The organism is Streptomyces sp. NBC_01477 (genome assembly GCF_036227245.1).
Classification (GTDB): domain Bacteria; phylum Actinomycetota; class Actinomycetes; order Streptomycetales; family Streptomycetaceae; genus Actinacidiphila.
This window is the reverse complement of sequence record NZ_CP109445.1, coordinates 6,267,069-6,283,186: the sequence shown is the minus strand read 5'-3', so window position 1 is coordinate 6,283,186 and position 16,118 is coordinate 6,267,069. Positions and strand designations below refer to the sequence as shown.

The window sequence follows — 16,118 nt, the reverse complement described above, 5'->3', positions numbered from 1 at the left end:
CGGGCTATTCGAGGTAGCCGCGGAGCTGGTCGGCGAGGGCGTGGTCGCGGAGTTTGTTGAGGGTCTTGGACTCGATCTGGCGGATGCGTTCGCGGGTGACGCCGAAGATCCGGCCGATCTCCTCCAGGGTGCGGGGGCGGCCGTCGGCGAGGCCGTAGCGGAGCTGGACGACCTTGCGTTCGCGTTCGCCCAGCGTCGACAGGACCGCTTCGAGGTGTTCGCGCAGCAGCAGGAAGGCGGCGGACTCCACCGGGGAGGCGGCGTCGCCGTCCTCGATGAGGTCGCCGAGCGCCACGTCGTCCTCCTCGCCGACCGGGGCGTGCAGCGAGACGGGTTCCTGGGCGAGGCGGAGGACTTCGCAGACCCGCTCCTGGGTGATGTCGAGCTGGGCGGCGACCTCGGCGGCGCTCGGCTCGCGGCCGCGTTCCTGGAGCAGGCGGCGCTGGACCCGGACGACGCGGTTGATGAGTTCGACGACATGGACCGGGACCCGGATCGTACGGGCCTGGTCGGCCAGCGCGCGGGACATGGCCTGGCGGATCCACCAGGTGGCGTAGGTGGAGAACTTGTAGCCGCGGGCGTAGTCGAACTTCTCGACCGCTCTGATCAGCCCGAGGTTGCCCTCCTGGACCAGGTCGAGCATGGTCAGGCCGCGTCCGATGTAACGTTTCGCCACCGACACGACCAGCCGCAGGTTGGCCTCGATGAGACGGCGCTTGGCCATCCGGCCCTGCACCACGACGCAGTCGAGGTCGACGGCGAGCTGCGAGTCGAGGTCGGGGAAGGCGGTCAGCCTCTCCTCGGCGAAGAGCCCGGCCTCGACCTGCCGGGCCAGTTCCACCTCCTGCGCGGCGGTCAGCAGCGGGATACGGCCGATCTCGCGCAGATACTGCCGGAAGAGGTCGGCGGACGGGCCGGACGGATCGGCGCGCGGGCGGCGGGGGGCCGGCGGCTCCGCCGGCAGCGGATCGACCGGATCGAGGGGCACCGGCTCCTCGGGGCCGCCGCCTGACGGCTCCGACTGCGCCCGCTGCTCCGGCACCCGGGCGTGCTCCGCCGGCTCGGGGTCCGGCGCGACCGGTACGAGGGCCGGGCGGGCGGCCGGGACCGGGATCGGGATGTGCGCCTGCGTTTGCGTATGGGTCTGCACGGAAGCGACCTCCGCGGTGAGCGCGACATTGGGCTCTGAGAGGGCTCGGAGAAGGCTCGGGAGGGAGCCGATGCGGGCTCTGGGCCGTCACCCAGTGTGGCCCACACTGGGGTGATGCCACGAGGGTCGTGCGACTGCTTTTCTGTTTTCGTTACGCTTCGCGTTCGCTCCGATACGTTCACCCCTGAGCTCGCGGCGCACCGTACGCGGGTGGTCAGAGCGCCGCAGCGCCCTGCTCGCGCAGCCGCTGGCCGTACTGCTGGAGCGCCCACAGCTCGCCGAGCGCCGCGGTGACCTCGGGCGCGTCCGGCGGGACGCCCTGGGCGGTCAGCCGGGCCTGCGTGGCGTGCACCTGGGCGACCCGGCGCTCGACGGCCAGCATCCGCACCCGGACCAGCACCTCGCCCGCGTAGAACTCCGGCGCCTTGTGCATCACCGGCTCGACCGCCAGCTCGGTCACCATCATCCGTACGGTGTCGTCGGGCGCGGCCTCGCGCACCCGGGTCAGATATTCCGCGTCGGCCTGCTCCACCCCGCCGACCGCGGCGATCACCCGGCGCACCTCCACATAGGGCGGGCCGGTGAATTCGTCCTCGCCGTAGGCGTCGAAGGCCGGGGAGACCAGCGCCGGATACTGCAGGGCCAGTTTCAGCAGTTCGCGCTCCACCCGGTGGGCGGGGCTGCGCAGGTCGAGCCGGGGCCCGCGCGGCACGTTCTGCGCCGGGGCGCCGGCGGGACGGCGCTCGGAGCCCGGGTCGGGGCGCCTGGCGTAGTCGGGGCGGCCCGAGGTGCTGCCGCCGCCGGCCGCCCTGGCCCGGGACATCGCCCGCACCCGGCGGATCATCGACTGCTCCTCGGCCTGGCTGCCGATGCCCGCCATGCCGACCAGCCGGATCGCGTAACGGTCGCGCAGCGCCTGGTTCTTGATCGCCGCGACGACGGGTACGGCCGCGTCGACCGCCGCGACCCGGCCCTCGTCGGTGTCCAGGTTGTAGCGCGACACGATCGAGCGCAGCGCGAACGCGAACAGCGGGGTGCGCCCGTCGATCAGCCGCTGCACCGCCGCGTCGCCCTCGGCGAGCCGCAGGTCGCACGGGTCCATGCCGCCGGGGGTGACCGCGATCGACGTCTCGGCGGCGAACTTCTGGTCGTCCTCGAAGGCCCGCAGCGCCGCCTTCTGCCCGGCCTCGTCGCCGTCGAAGGTGAAGACCACCTCGGAGGCGGCGTTGTCCATCAGCAGCCGGCGCAGGATCTTGATGTGGTCGCCGCCGAAGGACGTGCCGCAGGTCGCGATCGCGGTGGTGACCCCGGCCAGATGGCAGGCCATCACATCGGTGTAGCCCTCCACCACCACCGCGCGCCCGGTCCTGGCGATCTCCTTCTTGGCCAGGTCGATGCCGTACAGCACCTGGGACTTGCGGTAGAGCGGGGTCTCGGAGGTGTTCAAATACTTCGGCCCCTGGTCGTCGTCGCGCAGCTTGCGGGCGCCGAAGCCGATCACCTCGCCGGTGATGTCCCGGATCGGCCAGATCAGCCGCCCGCGGAAGCGGTCGATCGCCCCGCCCCTGCGGCTCTCCAGCGCCAGACCCGCGGTGATCATCTCCTTGTCGGAGAAGCCCTTGCCCCGCAGGAACCGCACCAGGTGGTCCCACCCGGCAGGGGAGTAACCGACCCCGAAGTGCTCGGCGGCGGCCTGGTCGAAACCGCGCGCGGCGAGGAACTTGCGCCCGATCTCGGCCTCGGCGCCGCCCAGTTGCTCGACGTAGAAGGCGGCGGCGGCCCGGTGTGCCTCGACCAGCCGGATCCGCTCGCCCTGCTGGCGGCCGGGGACATGCCCGCCCTCCTCGTACCGCAGGGTGATCCCGGCCTGGCCGGCCAGCCGCTCGACGGCCTCGGTGAAGGACAGGTGGTCGACCTTCATCACGAAGGCCAGGGTGTCGCCGCCCTCACCGCAGCCGAAGCAGTGGTAGAGCCCCTTGGACGGGCTGACCTGGAAGGACGGCGACTTCTCGTCGTGGAAGGGGCACAGGCCCTTCAGATTGCCGCCGCCCGCGTTCTTGAGCTGGAGATACTCGGCGACGACGGCATCGATCGGAACGGCGTCGCGTACCGCCTTCACGTCGTCGTCCCTGATCCTGCCTGCCACGCGTGAAGTCTACGGCTCGGCTCGGACAGCTTCCGACGTCCGCGTCACTGACGGTCCAGGTCCTTCGTCACGAAGACGTAGTGCGGACCGCTGGGCTCGACGGTGAATTCCTCGCCGGTGAGCGTGAATCCCAGGTGCTGGTAGAAGCCGGTGGCAGACGTGCGCCCGTTGCACCACACCAGCCCGGCGCCGCGGGCCGCGCACTCGCGCAGCCCCGCGGTCAGCGCGGCGGCGCCGAAGCCCCGGCCGCGCACCTCGGGCGCGCTGCCCATGCCGCGGAAGCGGTACGCGGGCGCCGCTTCACCCGGCAGGGGGTCGGGGAAGAAGGTGCCGCAGCCCTGGACGGCGCCGGACTCGTCGTAGGCGGCTATGTGGAAGGTGCCGGGCCGCACGTCCTCCGGGTAGACGGCCGTCTCCCGCGGCAGCCCGGTCCGCAGCACCGCCCACCGCAGGGCGAAGATCTCCTCGACGGGTACGACAGCGGTGCGCGAGACGGGCATGGCGGGGTGTCCTTCCTGGTCAGTCCAGGAACGAGGTTAGCGGGACCGCCGGGTCCGACAGCGCGTCGGGGTCGACCCGGCGGCCCGAGCGGATCAGCTGCTGGATCTGGTCGGTGACATCCCACACGTTGACGTTCATACCCGCCAGCACCCGGCCCTCGCGCAGCCAGAAGGCGACGAACTCCCGCTTTCCGACGTCGCCGCGGCAGACCACCTGGTCGTACGAGCCGGGGGGCGCGTAGCCGGAATACTCCATGCCCAGGTCGTACTGGTCGGAGAAGAAGTACGGGATCCGGTCGTACGACACCGGTCGGCCGAGCATGGCGCGGGCCGCCGCCGGTCCGCCGTTCAAAGCGTTCGCCCAGTGCTCGACCCGCAGCCGCCGCCCCAGCAGCGGGTGCTCGGCGTTGGCGACGTCGCCCGCCGCGAAGATGTCGGGGTCCGAGGTGCGCAGCGACGCGTCCACCGCGACGCCGCCGCCCTCCTCCCGGCCGGCCAGGTCCAGGTCCGCGACCTCGGCGAGCGCGGTACGCGGGGCCGCGCCGATCGCGGCGAGCACGTCGTGGGCCGGGTGCTCCTGGCCGTCGTCGGTGAGCGCGGCCAGCACCATGCCGTCCTGCCCGACGATCTCGGTCAGCCGGGCGCCGAAGTGGAAGCGGACGCCGTGCTCGGCGTGCAGGTCGGTGAAGACGGCGCCCAGTTCGGGCCCGAGCACGCCGTACAGCGGGGTCGGGTCCGGATGCACGACGGTCACCTCGGCGCCGTACCCGCGGGCCGCGGCGGCCACCTCCAGGCCGATCCAGCCCGCTCCGGCGATCACCAGGTGCCCGTTCTCCCGGCCGAGGCTGGTCAGCACCTGCTTGAGCCGGTCGGAGTGCGCGAGCCGCCGCAGATGGTGCACCCCGGCCAGGTCCGTGCCCGGGATGTCCAGCCGGCGCGGCTCCGAGCCGGTCGCCAGCAGCAGCTTGTCGTAGATCAGCGCCGTGCCGTCGCCGAGGGTGATCGTGCGGGCCTTCTTGTCGAGGTGCACCACGGGCTGGCCCAGGTGCAGTTCCACGTCGTGCTCGGCGTACCAGCCGGGCTGCTGCACGAAGACGGAGTCGCGCTCCGCGCCGCCGGTCAGATACCCCTTGGACAGGGGGGGCCGTTCGTACGGGTGGTCGCGCTCGTCCCCGATCAGTATCACCCGGCCCGTGAAACCCTCGGAGCGAAGGGTCTCCGCGGCCTTCGCCCCGGCGAGTCCCGCTCCGACGATCACGAAGGTCTGGTGTGCGTCCACCACTGTGCGCCTCCCCTGCCGGTCGTTCGTTATACGCGAGCGTCCCTTACGCCGGGGCCGTCCGGAAGGGCGCCGCGCCGAACTCCCTCCTGTGACCCTTCCCGTCCGGCACACCGGACACGCGTGCCGCCGGCGGCACGCCCGCGGGGGCGGCGGGGAACACGCCACGGCAGGGGGCAGCCCCCAGGGGCGCGGGGAACCGCGCGACCGGCCCCCACCGGGAGAAGGCCCCGGTATCGGCCGGGCGGGCCGCCCCGGGGCCATACGTCACCGCGTAAGGCGTGCGTGCAGCCCCGTCGCGGCAGTGTCCGTCAATGAGGCGATCTGGTCCACGATGGCGCGCCGCCGCCCTTGCTCATCCGCCGCGGCAGCGAAGATCGCCGCGAACTGCGGATCCAGCCCCGAGGGGGCGCGGGCCAGCAGTGCCGCCGCCAGTTCCGCGATGACGACCCGCTGCTCGGCGCGCCGCCGCGCCTGCGCGGCCCGCTGCATGACGTAGCAGTCGGCGACGGCCTTGAGGACGGCGCATTCGAGCCGCTGCTCGCGCGGTACGACCAGCTCCGCCCCGTACCGCGTGAGCCGGGCCGTGCCGTACCGCTCCCGCGTCGCGCCCTCGGCGGCAAGGCAGAAGCGGCCGATGAGCTGGGACGCCGCGTCCTTGAGGCGGGCCTGGTCCTGGGCGGTGCCGTCGTATCGGTCCGGCCACCACGGCTGGGCCAGGAGCCGGTCGAGCGCGGCGGCGAGTTCGTCGGGGCCGGCGTCCGCGGGGGCGTAGCGGGCGGCGGCGCAGCCGAAGACCTCGGCCCGCTCGGGGGCCGAGGTCAGGGCGCGGGGGTCGATGTGGCCGGCCTGGAGGCCGTCCTCGAGGTCGTGCGCGGAGTAGGCCACGTCGTCGGACCAGTCCATGACCTGTGCCTCGAAGCATTTACGGCCTTCGGGCGCGCCTTGCCGCGCCCAGCGGAAGACGGGGAGGTCGTCCTCGTAGACCCCGAATTTGGGGCTGCCGGGCGCGTCCGGGGCGCCGCCGCGCGGCCAGGGGTATTTGGTGGCGGCGTCGAGCGCCGCCCGGGTGAGGTTGAGCCCGACGCTGACGTCCGCGGACGCGAAACGCTTGGGCTCGATCCTGGTGAGCAGCCGCAGGCTCTGCGCGTTGCCCTCGAAGCCGCCGCAGTCCGCGGCGAATTCGGCCAGCACGATTTCGCCGTTGTGCCCGAAGGGCGGGTGCCCGAGGTCATGCGCGAGGCACGCGGTCTCGACCAGGTCGGGGTCGCAGCCGAGCGCCGCGCCCAGTTCGCGGCCGACCTGTGCGCACTCCAGCGAGTGCGTCAGCCGGGTCCGCGGACTGGTGTCGGGCACCGCGGCGTCGCTGACGCCGGGATCGACCACCTGCGTCTTGCCCGCGAGGCGTCGCAATGCGGCGGAGTGCAGCACGCGCGCCCGGTCGCGCTGGAAGGCCGTACGCCCGGGCCGTTTGTCCGGTTCGGGAACGTAGCGGTCGGTGTCCGCGGCTCCGTAGGGTCCGTGGCGCTCGTAGCTCTCCAGTCGCGCGTCGTCGCTGTCCATAGCCCCGACCGTAACCGGCGCGGGTGGCTGCGGGGTGTCCGCCGCCTGCCGGTTCAGCTCGCGCGGGCGAACGGCCGCGGCGGCGCGGCGGACGTCCGCAGGGCGCGGGCGGCCTCGTCGTAGCGGTGCAGTACGAGCCGGGCCATCGCCTCGTGCGGCCCGAGCGGCGCCGCGGCGATCCAGGGCGCGGCGGCGGCCGTCTGCCCGGCGAACCGCCCGGGCGCGGTGAAGTACGAGGCGACCGCGATACGCCGCGGGTCGATGCCGAGGGCGGCGAGTCCGTCGACCGCGTCGGGCACGCTGGGCGCGGCGGCGGAGGCGTACGCGGGCACGACGGGCACGCCGAGGCGCCCGGCGAGCAGGGCGGCGGCGCGGACGGTGTCACGCCCGGAGTCGGCATCCCGCGACCCGGCGGCGGCGAGGACGACAGCGGCGGGCCGCGGGTCTGCCGTGCCGGGGTGGTGGAAGCGGGTGGCCGCGGTGGCGGGCCGCACCTGCGTGGGCGCGGTCATGGACGACGGCGCGGTCTGGCCCACCTCGGCGCTCGCCCCGGCCGACAGCGCCTGACCCGCGACCACGGCGGCGGGCGTCAGCGGGGTCTGCGCGGCCCGGGTTCCGGGGGCGGCCGGCTCCGTGTCAGGGGCGGGCCATCCGGCCTCCTGGAGGCGGGCGTGGAGGACGTCGGTCAGGAGCGGGTGCGGGCCGAGCGGGGCGGCGACCGTGCCGTGCAGCCAGGGCGCCGCCGCCAGTGCCGCGGGCAGGTCGTGCTTGACGTGGTGGCCGCGGCTCAGCAGCAGCGGGACGAGGACGACTTCGCCACGGCCCCGGCCACCGCGAAGCGCGGCAAGGGTGTCGGCGAGCAGCGGCTCGTTCAGCTCCACATGGCCGAGGCGCACGTCGACGCCTGGCCGCGCCGCCCGGACCCGCTCCAGCAGCGCGCGGACCGCGGGCAGTGCGCGGGGGTCGCGGCTGCCGTGTGCGACGGCCACCAGGGTGGGGCGGAAATGGCCGCGTACGGGCGAAAGGGACGTCATACGTCAATAGTGCACGCGCGGCATTGCGACGCCATTGCACAGGGGTCACGGATGTTTGCCCCGGCATCACACGTCGGCGCCGTCCGCGGTGAGGCTGTCGCGGCGCCGCCAGTCCCCGTCGCGGATACGGTCGGCCGTCGGCAGCAGGTCCCGGATGATGACCGGGCCCGCCACGTAGACCCAGACCTCGGTCTCCCCGCGCTCGCCGCGCACCGCCCGGCTCACCCGCTCGTAGCGGTTCGCCGGGTCGCCGGGCGCGTAGGTCTCCAGGCGGTCCAGGTCGGCGCGCACGGCGTCGTACAGGTCCTCGGCTATCTCCACGACCTCGCCGCGCACCTGGGCGGCCCCGGCCGGGTCCGCCACAGCGAAGGGATAGCCGGGGCCGAGGAAGAGCAGCGTGGCTGGCAGCACCGCGGGGGTCCAGGAACGGGTCCGCCCGGCCAGCAGCCGGTGGTTGCGCTCGCCGGGCAGCAGTGTGCCGTAGACGAAGAACGGCAGACGGCGGTCGGTCACGGTGGCCTCCGGGGTCGGCGGTGCGGTCGGCGGTGCGGGCTGTCACCACTGTGCCCGGTGCGGCCGCAACCGCGGGGCGGTTCGGCGCGTCGATCACCGTGACGAGAGCGAGGGGGGTACGGCATGCGCGGACTGCGGCTGCCGCGGACCCGCACCGGGTGGCGGCGTACGGTGCAGGCCGTCGCGGCGCTCTGCACGGTCGGGCTGCTGCCCGCGGTGTGGGTGCAGGTCGCCGGCGGCGGGCGGGTGCGGGACCTGGCCGATGTGCCGGCGGCACCGGTCGCCGTCGTCTTCGGCGCGGGCCTCGACAACGGGCGGCCTTCGCCCTACCTCGCGCACCGCCTCGACGCGGCCGCCGGGCTGTACCGGGCGGGCAAGGTGCGGGTGCTGCTCGTCACCGGGGACAACAGCCGTACGTCGTACGACGAGCCCGGCGCGATGCGGACGTATCTCGTGGCCCACGGGGTGCCCTCCGGGCAGGTGGTCGTCGACGACGCCGGGTTCGACACGTGGGACTCGTGCAGTCGCGCGAAGCGCGTGTTCGGGGTGCGGCGGGCCGTACTGGTCAGCCAGGGCTTCCACATACGGCGGGCCGTCGCCTTGTGCGAAGCCGCCGGGCTCGACGTCTATGGTGTCGGCGTCGATGAGCGCCACGATGCGACGTGGTACGCGGGTGGTGCCCGCGAGCTCTTGGCGGCGGGCAAGGCGGCGGTGGACGCCGCCGTCCGCCCCTCCCCCCGCTTCCTCGGCCCCCGGGACCCCCACATAGCCGCTGCGCTGGCTCCGACCCCCTGACCCGCGCCCTGCCGCGGGCCTCGCCCCCTTTCCCCTTGCGGTGCCACCGCTTTTCCGCCGGCGCCGGGCTTGGGGGTGGTTGCCACTTGCGGTGGCCTGCACAGTTGCGGTGCGTCTCGGCTGGCCGCGCGGTTCCCCGCGCCCCTGAGAGCTGCCCCGTCCTGTTGCGTGCACAGTGCCGCCGCACTGCGGTTGCCCGCGCGGTTCCCCGCGCCCCTGGGTGACCTGCCCTCTGCGCAAGAGGAACCGTGCCCCACCGGGGCGCGGTGAACCGCGCGCGCAACCACGACGGCGCCGCAGGCGAACACGCACCGCAAGCGGCAACCCCCAGGAGCGCGGGGAACTGCGCGACAAGCCACCACGAACCGTCGTGGGGAGACGGACAGCCACCGCCCCAAAGCGCCGCAGGCAGGCCACGCACCGCACGGGGCAGTCGCCCGGGGCGCCCGGGGGGAGCGGCACAAGGCGGCCGGGCGGCAGGAGAGGCGCCGCCTCGTATGCGTTGCATGCAATGCATACAGCCCGTACGCTGACGGCGTGCAGCAAACAGATGCAGCCCACGCGCGGCTGCGCGAAATGATCGTGGCGGGCGCATACGCGCCCGGGGACCGGCTGACCGAGACAGAGGTCGCCGGCACGCTGGCGATGAGCCGGACACCCGTCAGAGAAGCCCTGCGCAGCCTCATCGCGGACGGCCTGGTGACCAGCGCGGACGGCCGCGGCGTCGTGGTCGCGGCGCTGGACCCGGCCGCGCTGCGGGACACCTACCGGGTGCGGGCGGCACTGGAAGCGCTGACCGCGGAACTGGCCGCGGAACGCCAGGCCGCAGGCCTGATCGCCCCGGCCGAGCTGACCGCGCTCGCGGCGGACGCGGCCCTGACCGAGGAGGCCACCTCGGAGGGCCGCTTCGCCGAGGCGGTCGCGTACAACCGCCGCTTCCACCAGCGCGTCACGGCCCTCGCCGCGAACGCCCCGGCGCAGGCCGCCCTGGACCGGCTCTGGGACCAGATCGTGGTCTCCACGCGCGCCTCTCTCGACCCGCCGCACCGCCCGGCGCAGGTGAACGGCCAGCACCGTGAGCTGCTGGCCGCGATCACCGAGGGCAGAGCGGCGGACGCCGCCGGCATCGCCCGGCGGCACGTACTCGACACCTGCGGCTGAAAGGACCCGCCACCATGGCGTCAGCGAATGTGCACAGTTACCGCACCGACCTGGTGTGGACCGGCAACCTCGGCTCGGGCACGGACAGTTATCGCTCCTACGAGCGCGCCCACGAGGTGTCCGCGCCCGGCGTCCCGGTGCTGCTCGGGTCGTCGGACCCGGCCTTCCGGGGGGACGCGAGCCGCTGGAATCCCGAACTGCTGCTGCTCGCCGCGCTGTCGCAGTGCCACCTGCTGGCGTATCTGCACCTGTGCGCGGTGAACGGCGTGACGGTGACCGGCTATACCGACCAGGCCGCCGGCACGATGACGCAGACCCCGGACGGCGGCGGCCACTTCACCGAGGCGGTGCTGCGCCCGGCGGTCGAGGTCGCCGACGCGGCCATGGCGGAGAAAGCCGCCGCGCTGCACACGGACGCGCACCGGCTGTGCTTCATCGCGAACTCGGTCAACTTCCCCGTGCGGCACGAGCCGACGGTGGCCGTCAGCCGCTAGACGTCGACCAGGCCGCGCCGCCGGGGATGTCGAACTCCTCGTCGGGCCACAGCCGTACGGCCTCGGCGGCTGCCGCGCGGATGGCGGTGCCGTCGAATTCGACGCTGCCGCCGGGGGTGCCGGGCTCCGGCCAGCCGCCGGTCAGCGTGACCGGGCCGTCCGGCGGCAGCGGGTGCACCCAGTAGCGGGACTCCCACAGTTCGGGGCCGCCGTTGCCGGCGAGCAGCAGCAGGGTGATCCCGTCGGGGCCGGTCCGCACCACGCTGGCGGGCACCGGCGGTCCGGGGTGCTTGACCACGCTGCTGCCGTTGCCGAAGGCGACCTCCAGCCGCAGCAGCGAGGCGTCGGTGCTCTCGGGCGCGTCGGGCCAGTTCGGGCCGCGGACCGCCCGCAGGACGAAGTCGAAGCCGTTCGGGTACGCCCGGACCCCGCCGATCCAGACCGCGATCTCGTCGGTGCGGATCATGACGGCGTCCCCCGGCACGGACACCGGCAGGGTGTACGTGGGCTGCTGCCAGTGCGCCCGCGGCTGCCGGTGGTACGGGCCGCGGGGCGGGGGCGTCCCGGGCACGTCGCCCGGGTCACGGATCTCCATCCGTCCAGGGTGGCACCGCCGGCCGCCCGCCGGCCCGGAGCGCGCTCTCCCACTTTCAGGCCGCCGGGCTCCCGGGTGCGCACCCGCGGCGTCAGCCCGCCGGGCTCCCCGTGCGGGCCCGCAGCCTGCGCAGCATCCGTGCGTCCTGGAAGCCGACCGCCCGCGCGGCGGACTCCACGGTCGTGCCGTGGCCGATCAGGTGCTCGGCCCGCTCGATCCGCAGTTCCTGCTGGTAGCGCAGCGGGGTGAGCCCGGTCGCCGCGGTGAAGCGGCGGGTGAGGGTGCGTTCGCTCAGGCCCATCGCGGTGGCGAGGTCGGCGAGGGCGAGGCGGTCGCCGTAACGGGCGTCGATGAGGTCCTGGGCGCGGTGGACGGCGTCGCTGACGTGGCCGCGGTGCCGGAGCATGGCGCTGGCCTGCTGCTCGTCGCCGTTGCGGCGGGCGTAGACGACCATCTGGCGGGCGACGCGCGCCGCGGCGCCCGGCCCGTGCCGGACGGCGACCAGGTGCAGCGCGAGGTCGATGCCGCTGGCGATGCCCGCGGAGGTGACGACCCGGCCGTCGACGACGTAGAGGACGTCGCGTACGACGGTGGCCCGGGGGTAGCGGCGGGCCAGTTCGTCCTGGACGTCGTGGTGGGTGGTGCAGCGGCGGCCGTCGAGCAGGCCGGCGCGGCCCAGCGCGTCGGCCCCGGCGCAGACGCTGGCGACGGTGCCGCCCGCCGCGTGGTGGGCGCGCAGCCAGTCGAGGGTGGCCGGGGCCAGCGGCCCGGTGTCGCGCAGGGTGTGCGAGCGCCAGCCGGGTACGACGACCAGGTCGTCGGCGCCGAGTGCGGGCAGCGCCCTCTCGGCGCGCAGGGTGATGCCCTGGGCGGTGGGTACGTCCTCCTGCTCGGCCACGTAGCGCAGGGTGTGGCCGAGGCCGTGGTCGGCCGCGGTGGAGAACACCTGGGCCGGCCCGGCGAGGTCGAGCAGGTGCAGTCGCGGGACGAGCAGGAAGACCACCCGGGTCACGATCCGGTCAGCTCCTTGACGGTGGTGACGGTGGCGAAGCGACCCGCCAGCGCGTATTCGGTACGGGCGATGATCTCGGCGGGCAGCAGCGTACGCGGGTCGGCCAGCACCTCGGCGAGCGGGCGGTCCGCTGGCGCGTCGCGGTGCGCGATGGGCTCGGTGGCGGTGGCGTCGCTGACGAAGGTGACGTCGTAGCCGAGGTCGGAGCCGAGCCGGGTGGTGGTCTCGACGCACTGCTCGGTGCGGATGCCGCAGGTGATCAGGCCGCGGATGCCGTGCTCGGTGAGGATCTGCTGGAGGTTGGTGGTGGTGAAGGCGTTGTGCGAGGTCTTGGTGAGCACCGGTTCGCCGGCCGCGGGCGTGAGGCCGTCGATCGGCCGGACGTGGCCGAGCGCCGGGTCGAAGACGGTGGCGGAGCCGGCTTCCGCGTGCAGCACCCACACCACCAGGTGGCCGTGCAGTCTGGCGTGGTCGACCAGCAGGCCGACCTTGTCGGCGACGTCGGGGTCGGAGGCGGCCTGCCAGCTCTCCCGCTGCCGGAAGGACTCCTGGACGTCGATGACGAGCAGGGCGGTGGCGGAGGTGTCCGTGGTCGGTGTCATACCAGCGATCCTGCTCGGTCCGCGCCCGCGCCACCAGACACGATCGTGTCCCGGTACGGAACGATCCGGTCAGCTGCCGCGACCCGGCTCACATTCCGGCGCTGCCGGGGATGAGCGCACCGTTCCCTTCGGGTAACGGCGGGGATGCGGGTGGGAAACAGCCGCGGCGCAGGCTCCTGCCACGGCCGACGACGGAGGTTTCTGAGCATGGCTGTGACCACGGCTGCGAGCCGCACCACCGCAGACCCCGCCACCAGGGACCGCACGGACCGCACCGCCACGGACCGCACGGACCGCACGGACCGCACGGACCGCACCATCGTGCTCGTCGGCCACGGGATGGTCGGGCAGCGCTTCCTCGAAGCCCTCGCCGACCACGGGGTGACCCGGCGCGCGCGGGTGGTCGTGCTGTGCGAGGAGCCGCGCCCGGCATACGACCGGGTGCACCTGACCTCGTACTTCTCCGAGAACGCCAGTCCCGAGGACCTGTCGATGGTCGAGGCCGGCTTCATGGCCCGGCACGGGATCGAGCTGTACGTGGGCGACCCGGCGGTCGCGGTGGACCGCGCCGCCCGTACGGTGACCGCCCGCTCCGGGCTGGTGGTGGGCTACGACACGCTGGTGCTGGCCACCGGCTCGTACCCGTTCGTGCCGCCGGTGCCGGGCAGGGACGCGGCGGGCTGCTTCGTCTACCGCACCATCGAGGACCTGCTGGCGATCGAGGCGTACGCGCGGGGCGTGACGAGCGGTGCCGTGGTCGGCGGCGGGCTGCTGGGGCTTGAGGCGGCGGGCGCGCTCAGGGGGCTCGGCCTGGACACGCACGTGGTGGAGTTCGCGCCGCGGCTGATGCCGGCGCAGGTGGACGAGGGCGGCGGCGAAGCGCTGCGGCGCGGTGTCGAGGGCCTCGGCGTGCGCGTGCGCACCGGTGTCGGCACCCGGGAGATCACGGTCGGCGGCGACGGCCGGGTCACCGGGATGGCACTGTCGGACGGTTCGGTGCTGCCCGCCGGCATGGTGGTCTTCTCGGCCGGCGTACGGCCGCGCGACGACCTGGCGCGGGCCTGCGGGCTGCCGGTCGGCGAGCGCGGCGGGATCGTGGTGGACGAGCAGTGCCGTACGCGGGACCCGGCGGTCTTCGCGATCGGCGAGTGCGCGCTCGCCGCCGACGGCCGGGTCTACGGCCTGGTCGCGCCGGGCAACGAGATGGCCGAGACCGCCGCGCGGACCCTCGCGGGCTCCCCCGCGGCCTTCACCGGCGCCGACCTGTCCACCAGGCTCAAGCTGCTCGGGGTGGACGTGGCGAGCTTCGGCGACGCGCACGGCGCCACCGGCGGCAGCCTGGACATCCGCTACTCCGACGCCCGCTCGGGGATCTACCGCAAGCTGGTGGTCGGCGCCGACGGCACCCTGCTGGGCGGCGTCCTGGTCGGCGACGTCGAATCGTACGGTGTGCTGCGGCCGTTGACGGGCTCGGTGCCGCCGGTGGCGCCCGAGCACCTGGTGCTGCCGGCCGGCGCGGGCGCGCCGGTCGCGCTCGGCCCGGCGGCGCTGCCCGACGAGGCGGTGATCTGCAGCTGCCACAACGTGGCCAAGGGCGTGATCCGCGGCGCGGTCACCGACCACGGCTGCGGCAGCGCCGCCGAGGTGAAGAAGCGCACCAAGGCGGGTTCCGGCTGCGGCAGTTGCGCCAAGGTGCTGGGTCAGCTGGTGACCGCGGAGCTGGCGGCGAACGGCGTCGAGGTGGACCGGGGCCTGTGCCCGCACTTCGCGCAGAGCAGGGCCGAGCTGTACGAGATGGTGCTCGCGCTGCGGATCTCCTCCTACCGCGAACTGCTGGACGCCCACGGCCGGGAGAGCGCGCGCGGCGGCGACGGCTGCGAGATCTGCAAGCCGGCCGTCGCCTCGGTCCTGGCCTCGCTCGCCGCCACGGTCGGCGCGAGCGTGCACGTACTGGACGGCGAGCAGGCCGCGTTGCAGGACACCAACGACCACTTTCTGGCCAACATGCAGAAGAACGGCTCCTATTCGGTCGTGCCGCGCATCCCCGGCGGTGAGATCACCCCCGAGAAGCTGATCGTCATCGGCGAGGTGGCCCGCGACTTCGGCCTCTACACGAAGATCACCGGCGGCCAGCGGATCGACCTGTTCGGCGCCCGGGTGGAGCAACTGCCGTCGATCTGGACCCGGTTGGTGGACGCCGGCTTCGAGTCGGGCCACGCCTACGGCAAGGCGCTGCGGACGGTGAAGTCCTGTGTGGGGCAGACCTGGTGCCGCTACGGCGTGCAGGACAGCGTCAGGATGGCGATCGACCTGGAGCTGCGCTACCGGGGGCTGCGCTCGCCGCACAAGCTCAAGTCGGCGGTGTCCGGCTGCGCGCGCGAGTGCGCGGAGGCGCAGAGCAAGGACTTCGGGGTGATCGCGACCGCGAACGGCTGGAATCTGCACGTCGGCGGCAACGGCGGCGCCACCCCCCGGCACGCCGACCTGCTGGCCAAGGACCTGTCCGACGCCGAACTGGTGCGGCTCATCGACCGCTTCCTGATGTTCTACATCCGCACCGCCGAGCCGCTGGAGCGCACCAGTGTGTGGCTCCAGCGCGTTCCTGGCGGCCTCGATCACGTACGCGACGTCGTCGTCCACGACTCGCTGGGGATCTGCGAGGAGTTGGAGGCCCTGATGGCCGCGCATGTCGCGGGATACCGCGACGAGTGGGCGGACACCCTCGGCGACCCGGAGCGGCTGAGCCGTTTCGTGTCCTTCGTCAACGCGCCGAACACCCCGGACCCCACGGTCCGCTTCGTCCCCGAGCGCGGCCAGATCAAGCCCGAGCCGGTCCTGCTGGCCCTGTCGGAAACGGTGACCGCGTGAGCGACGGCACGCCTCCTCCCCCGGCCCCGCCGCTCGGCGGGACGGTCGAACTGCTCACCGGCGAGGACTGGTTCGCGGTGTGCGCGGCCGGTGAGCTGCTGCCCGGCCGCGGGGTGGCCGCGCTGCTGCCCGACGGACGCCAGGCTGCGCTCTTCCGCGACCGGGCCGGGCGGCTCTACGCGATCGGCAACGTGGACCCCTTCACCGGCGCGGGCGTGCTGTGCCACGGCCTGCTCGGCTCGGTCGGTGACCGGCCCTACGTCGCCTCGCCGCTACTCAAGCAGCGTTTCGACCTGGCCGACGGGCGCTGCCTGGACGACGACGCGGTGACGGTGGCCAGCTATCCGGTACGCATCCGCCCGCCGGCGGCCTGAACGCCGCCCGCGCCAGGCGCGGTCGGCCACGG

General features: G+C 74.0%; 15 protein-coding genes. 5 read left to right on the top strand and 10 right to left on the bottom strand.

Annotated features, from left to right (window positions below):
* Window positions 1-4: 4 nt before the first annotated feature.
* From OHA86_RS26675 to OHA86_RS26645, 7 genes are all read right to left on the bottom strand, one after another.
* Window positions 5-1,222, bottom strand: a complete 1,218-nt coding sequence (locus tag OHA86_RS26675) for an RNA polymerase sigma factor (RefSeq protein ID WP_329182569.1) — start codon at window positions 1,220-1,222, stop codon at window positions 5-7.
* A 142-nt stretch (window positions 1,223-1,364) separates the two neighbouring features.
* Window positions 1,365-3,296 (bottom strand): DNA primase, encoded by a 1,932-nt coding sequence (gene dnaG / locus OHA86_RS26670; protein WP_329179168.1) that lies wholly within the window; start codon window positions 3,294-3,296, stop codon window positions 1,365-1,367.
* Between the two features lie 44 nt (window positions 3,297-3,340).
* Window positions 3,341-3,796 carry a GNAT family N-acetyltransferase gene (locus OHA86_RS26665; RefSeq protein WP_329179167.1) on the bottom strand — a complete coding sequence of 152 codons (456 nt, stop codon included), beginning with the start codon at window positions 3,794-3,796 and terminating at the stop codon, window positions 3,341-3,343.
* A 19-nt stretch (window positions 3,797-3,815) separates the two neighbouring features.
* Complete coding sequence (locus OHA86_RS26660; RefSeq protein ID WP_329179165.1) at window positions 3,816-5,078, bottom strand: NAD(P)/FAD-dependent oxidoreductase; 1,263 nt, start codon at window positions 5,076-5,078, stop codon at window positions 3,816-3,818.
* Window positions 5,079-5,342: 264 nt separating this feature from the next.
* Window positions 5,343-6,638, bottom strand: coding sequence for a deoxyguanosinetriphosphate triphosphohydrolase (locus OHA86_RS26655; protein WP_329179163.1), 1,296 nt, complete (start codon window positions 6,636-6,638; stop codon window positions 5,343-5,345).
* 53 nt (window positions 6,639-6,691) lie between these two features.
* Window positions 6,692-7,672 carry a sirohydrochlorin chelatase gene (locus tag OHA86_RS26650; protein WP_329179161.1) on the bottom strand — a complete coding sequence of 327 codons (981 nt, stop codon included), beginning with the start codon at window positions 7,670-7,672 and terminating at the stop codon, window positions 6,692-6,694.
* Window positions 7,673-7,738: 66 nt separating this feature from the next.
* Window positions 7,739-8,185, bottom strand: coding sequence for a gamma-glutamylcyclotransferase family protein (locus tag OHA86_RS26645; RefSeq protein WP_329179159.1), 447 nt, complete (start codon window positions 8,183-8,185; stop codon window positions 7,739-7,741).
* 123 nt (window positions 8,186-8,308) lie between these two features.
* Here OHA86_RS26645 and OHA86_RS26640 point away from each other — a divergent pair, with 123 nt between their 5' ends.
* From OHA86_RS26640 to OHA86_RS26630, 3 genes are all read left to right on the top strand, one after another.
* Window positions 8,309-8,980, top strand: a complete 672-nt coding sequence (locus OHA86_RS26640; protein ID WP_329179157.1) for a SanA/YdcF family protein — start codon at window positions 8,309-8,311, stop codon at window positions 8,978-8,980.
* Window positions 8,981-9,517: 537 nt separating this feature from the next.
* Entirely contained in the window at window positions 9,518-10,141 is a 624-nt protein-coding gene (locus tag OHA86_RS26635) for a GntR family transcriptional regulator (RefSeq protein WP_329179155.1), read from the top strand.
* A 14-nt stretch (window positions 10,142-10,155) separates the two neighbouring features.
* Entirely contained in the window at window positions 10,156-10,635 is a 480-nt protein-coding gene (locus OHA86_RS26630) for an OsmC family protein (RefSeq protein ID WP_329179153.1), read from the top strand.
* On the opposite strand, the gene OHA86_RS26625 is transcribed toward OHA86_RS26630, so the two are convergent.
* The 3 genes from OHA86_RS26625 to OHA86_RS26615 form a co-directional block, all read right to left on the bottom strand.
* Window positions 10,625-11,230, bottom strand: coding sequence for a hypothetical protein (locus tag OHA86_RS26625; RefSeq protein ID WP_329179151.1), 606 nt, complete (start codon window positions 11,228-11,230; stop codon window positions 10,625-10,627). The genes OHA86_RS26630 and OHA86_RS26625 overlap by 11 nt on opposite strands.
* Window positions 11,231-11,321: 91 nt before the next feature.
* Window positions 11,322-12,242: a GlxA family transcriptional regulator gene (locus OHA86_RS26620; RefSeq protein WP_329179149.1), complete on the bottom strand. Its 921-nt coding sequence runs from the start codon at window positions 12,240-12,242 to the stop codon at window positions 11,322-11,324.
* Window positions 12,239-12,844, bottom strand: a complete 606-nt coding sequence (locus OHA86_RS26615) for a cysteine hydrolase family protein (RefSeq protein ID WP_329179147.1) — start codon at window positions 12,842-12,844, stop codon at window positions 12,239-12,241. The genes OHA86_RS26620 and OHA86_RS26615 overlap by 4 nt, the downstream gene beginning before the upstream one ends.
* A 339-nt stretch (window positions 12,845-13,183) precedes the next feature.
* Between OHA86_RS26615 and nirB the strand changes: the two genes are divergently transcribed.
* Both nirB and nirD read left to right on the top strand, forming a co-directional pair.
* A complete protein-coding gene (gene nirB / locus OHA86_RS26610; RefSeq protein WP_329182568.1) occupies window positions 13,184-15,712 on the top strand; it encodes a nitrite reductase large subunit NirB in 2,529 nt (842 codons plus the stop codon).
* Window positions 15,709-16,086 (top strand): nitrite reductase small subunit NirD, encoded by a 378-nt coding sequence (gene nirD / locus OHA86_RS26605; RefSeq protein WP_443071898.1) that lies wholly within the window; start codon window positions 15,709-15,711, stop codon window positions 16,084-16,086. The genes nirB and nirD overlap by 4 nt, the downstream gene beginning before the upstream one ends.
* The last annotated feature ends 32 nt before the right edge of the window (window positions 16,087-16,118 follow it).

Bases quoted from the DNA above. Each gene is read 5' to 3' on its own strand.
- OHA86_RS26665 (WP_329179167.1), bottom strand. From the start codon at position 3,796: ATGCCCGTCTCGCGCACCGCTGTCGTACCCGTCGAGGAGATCTTCGCC.
- OHA86_RS26650 (WP_329179161.1), bottom strand. From the start codon at position 7,672: ATGACGTCCCTTTCGCCCGTACGCGGCCATTTCCGCCCCACCCTGGTG.
- OHA86_RS26615 (WP_329179147.1), bottom strand. From the start codon at position 12,844: ATGACACCGACCACGGACACCTCCGCCACCGCCCTGCTCGTCATCGAC.
- OHA86_RS26640 (WP_329179157.1), top strand. From the start codon at position 8,309: ATGCGCGGACTGCGGCTGCCGCGGACCCGCACCGGGTGGCGGCGTACG.
- OHA86_RS26625 (WP_329179151.1), bottom strand. From the start codon at position 11,230: ATGGAGATCCGTGACCCGGGCGACGTGCCCGGGACGCCCCCGCCCCGC.
- nirB (WP_329182568.1), top strand. From the start codon at position 13,184: ATGGTCGGGCAGCGCTTCCTCGAAGCCCTCGCCGACCACGGGGTGACC.
- OHA86_RS26655 (WP_329179163.1), bottom strand. From the start codon at position 6,638: ATGGACAGCGACGACGCGCGACTGGAGAGCTACGAGCGCCACGGACCC.
- OHA86_RS26630 (WP_329179153.1), top strand. From the start codon at position 10,156: ATGGCGTCAGCGAATGTGCACAGTTACCGCACCGACCTGGTGTGGACC.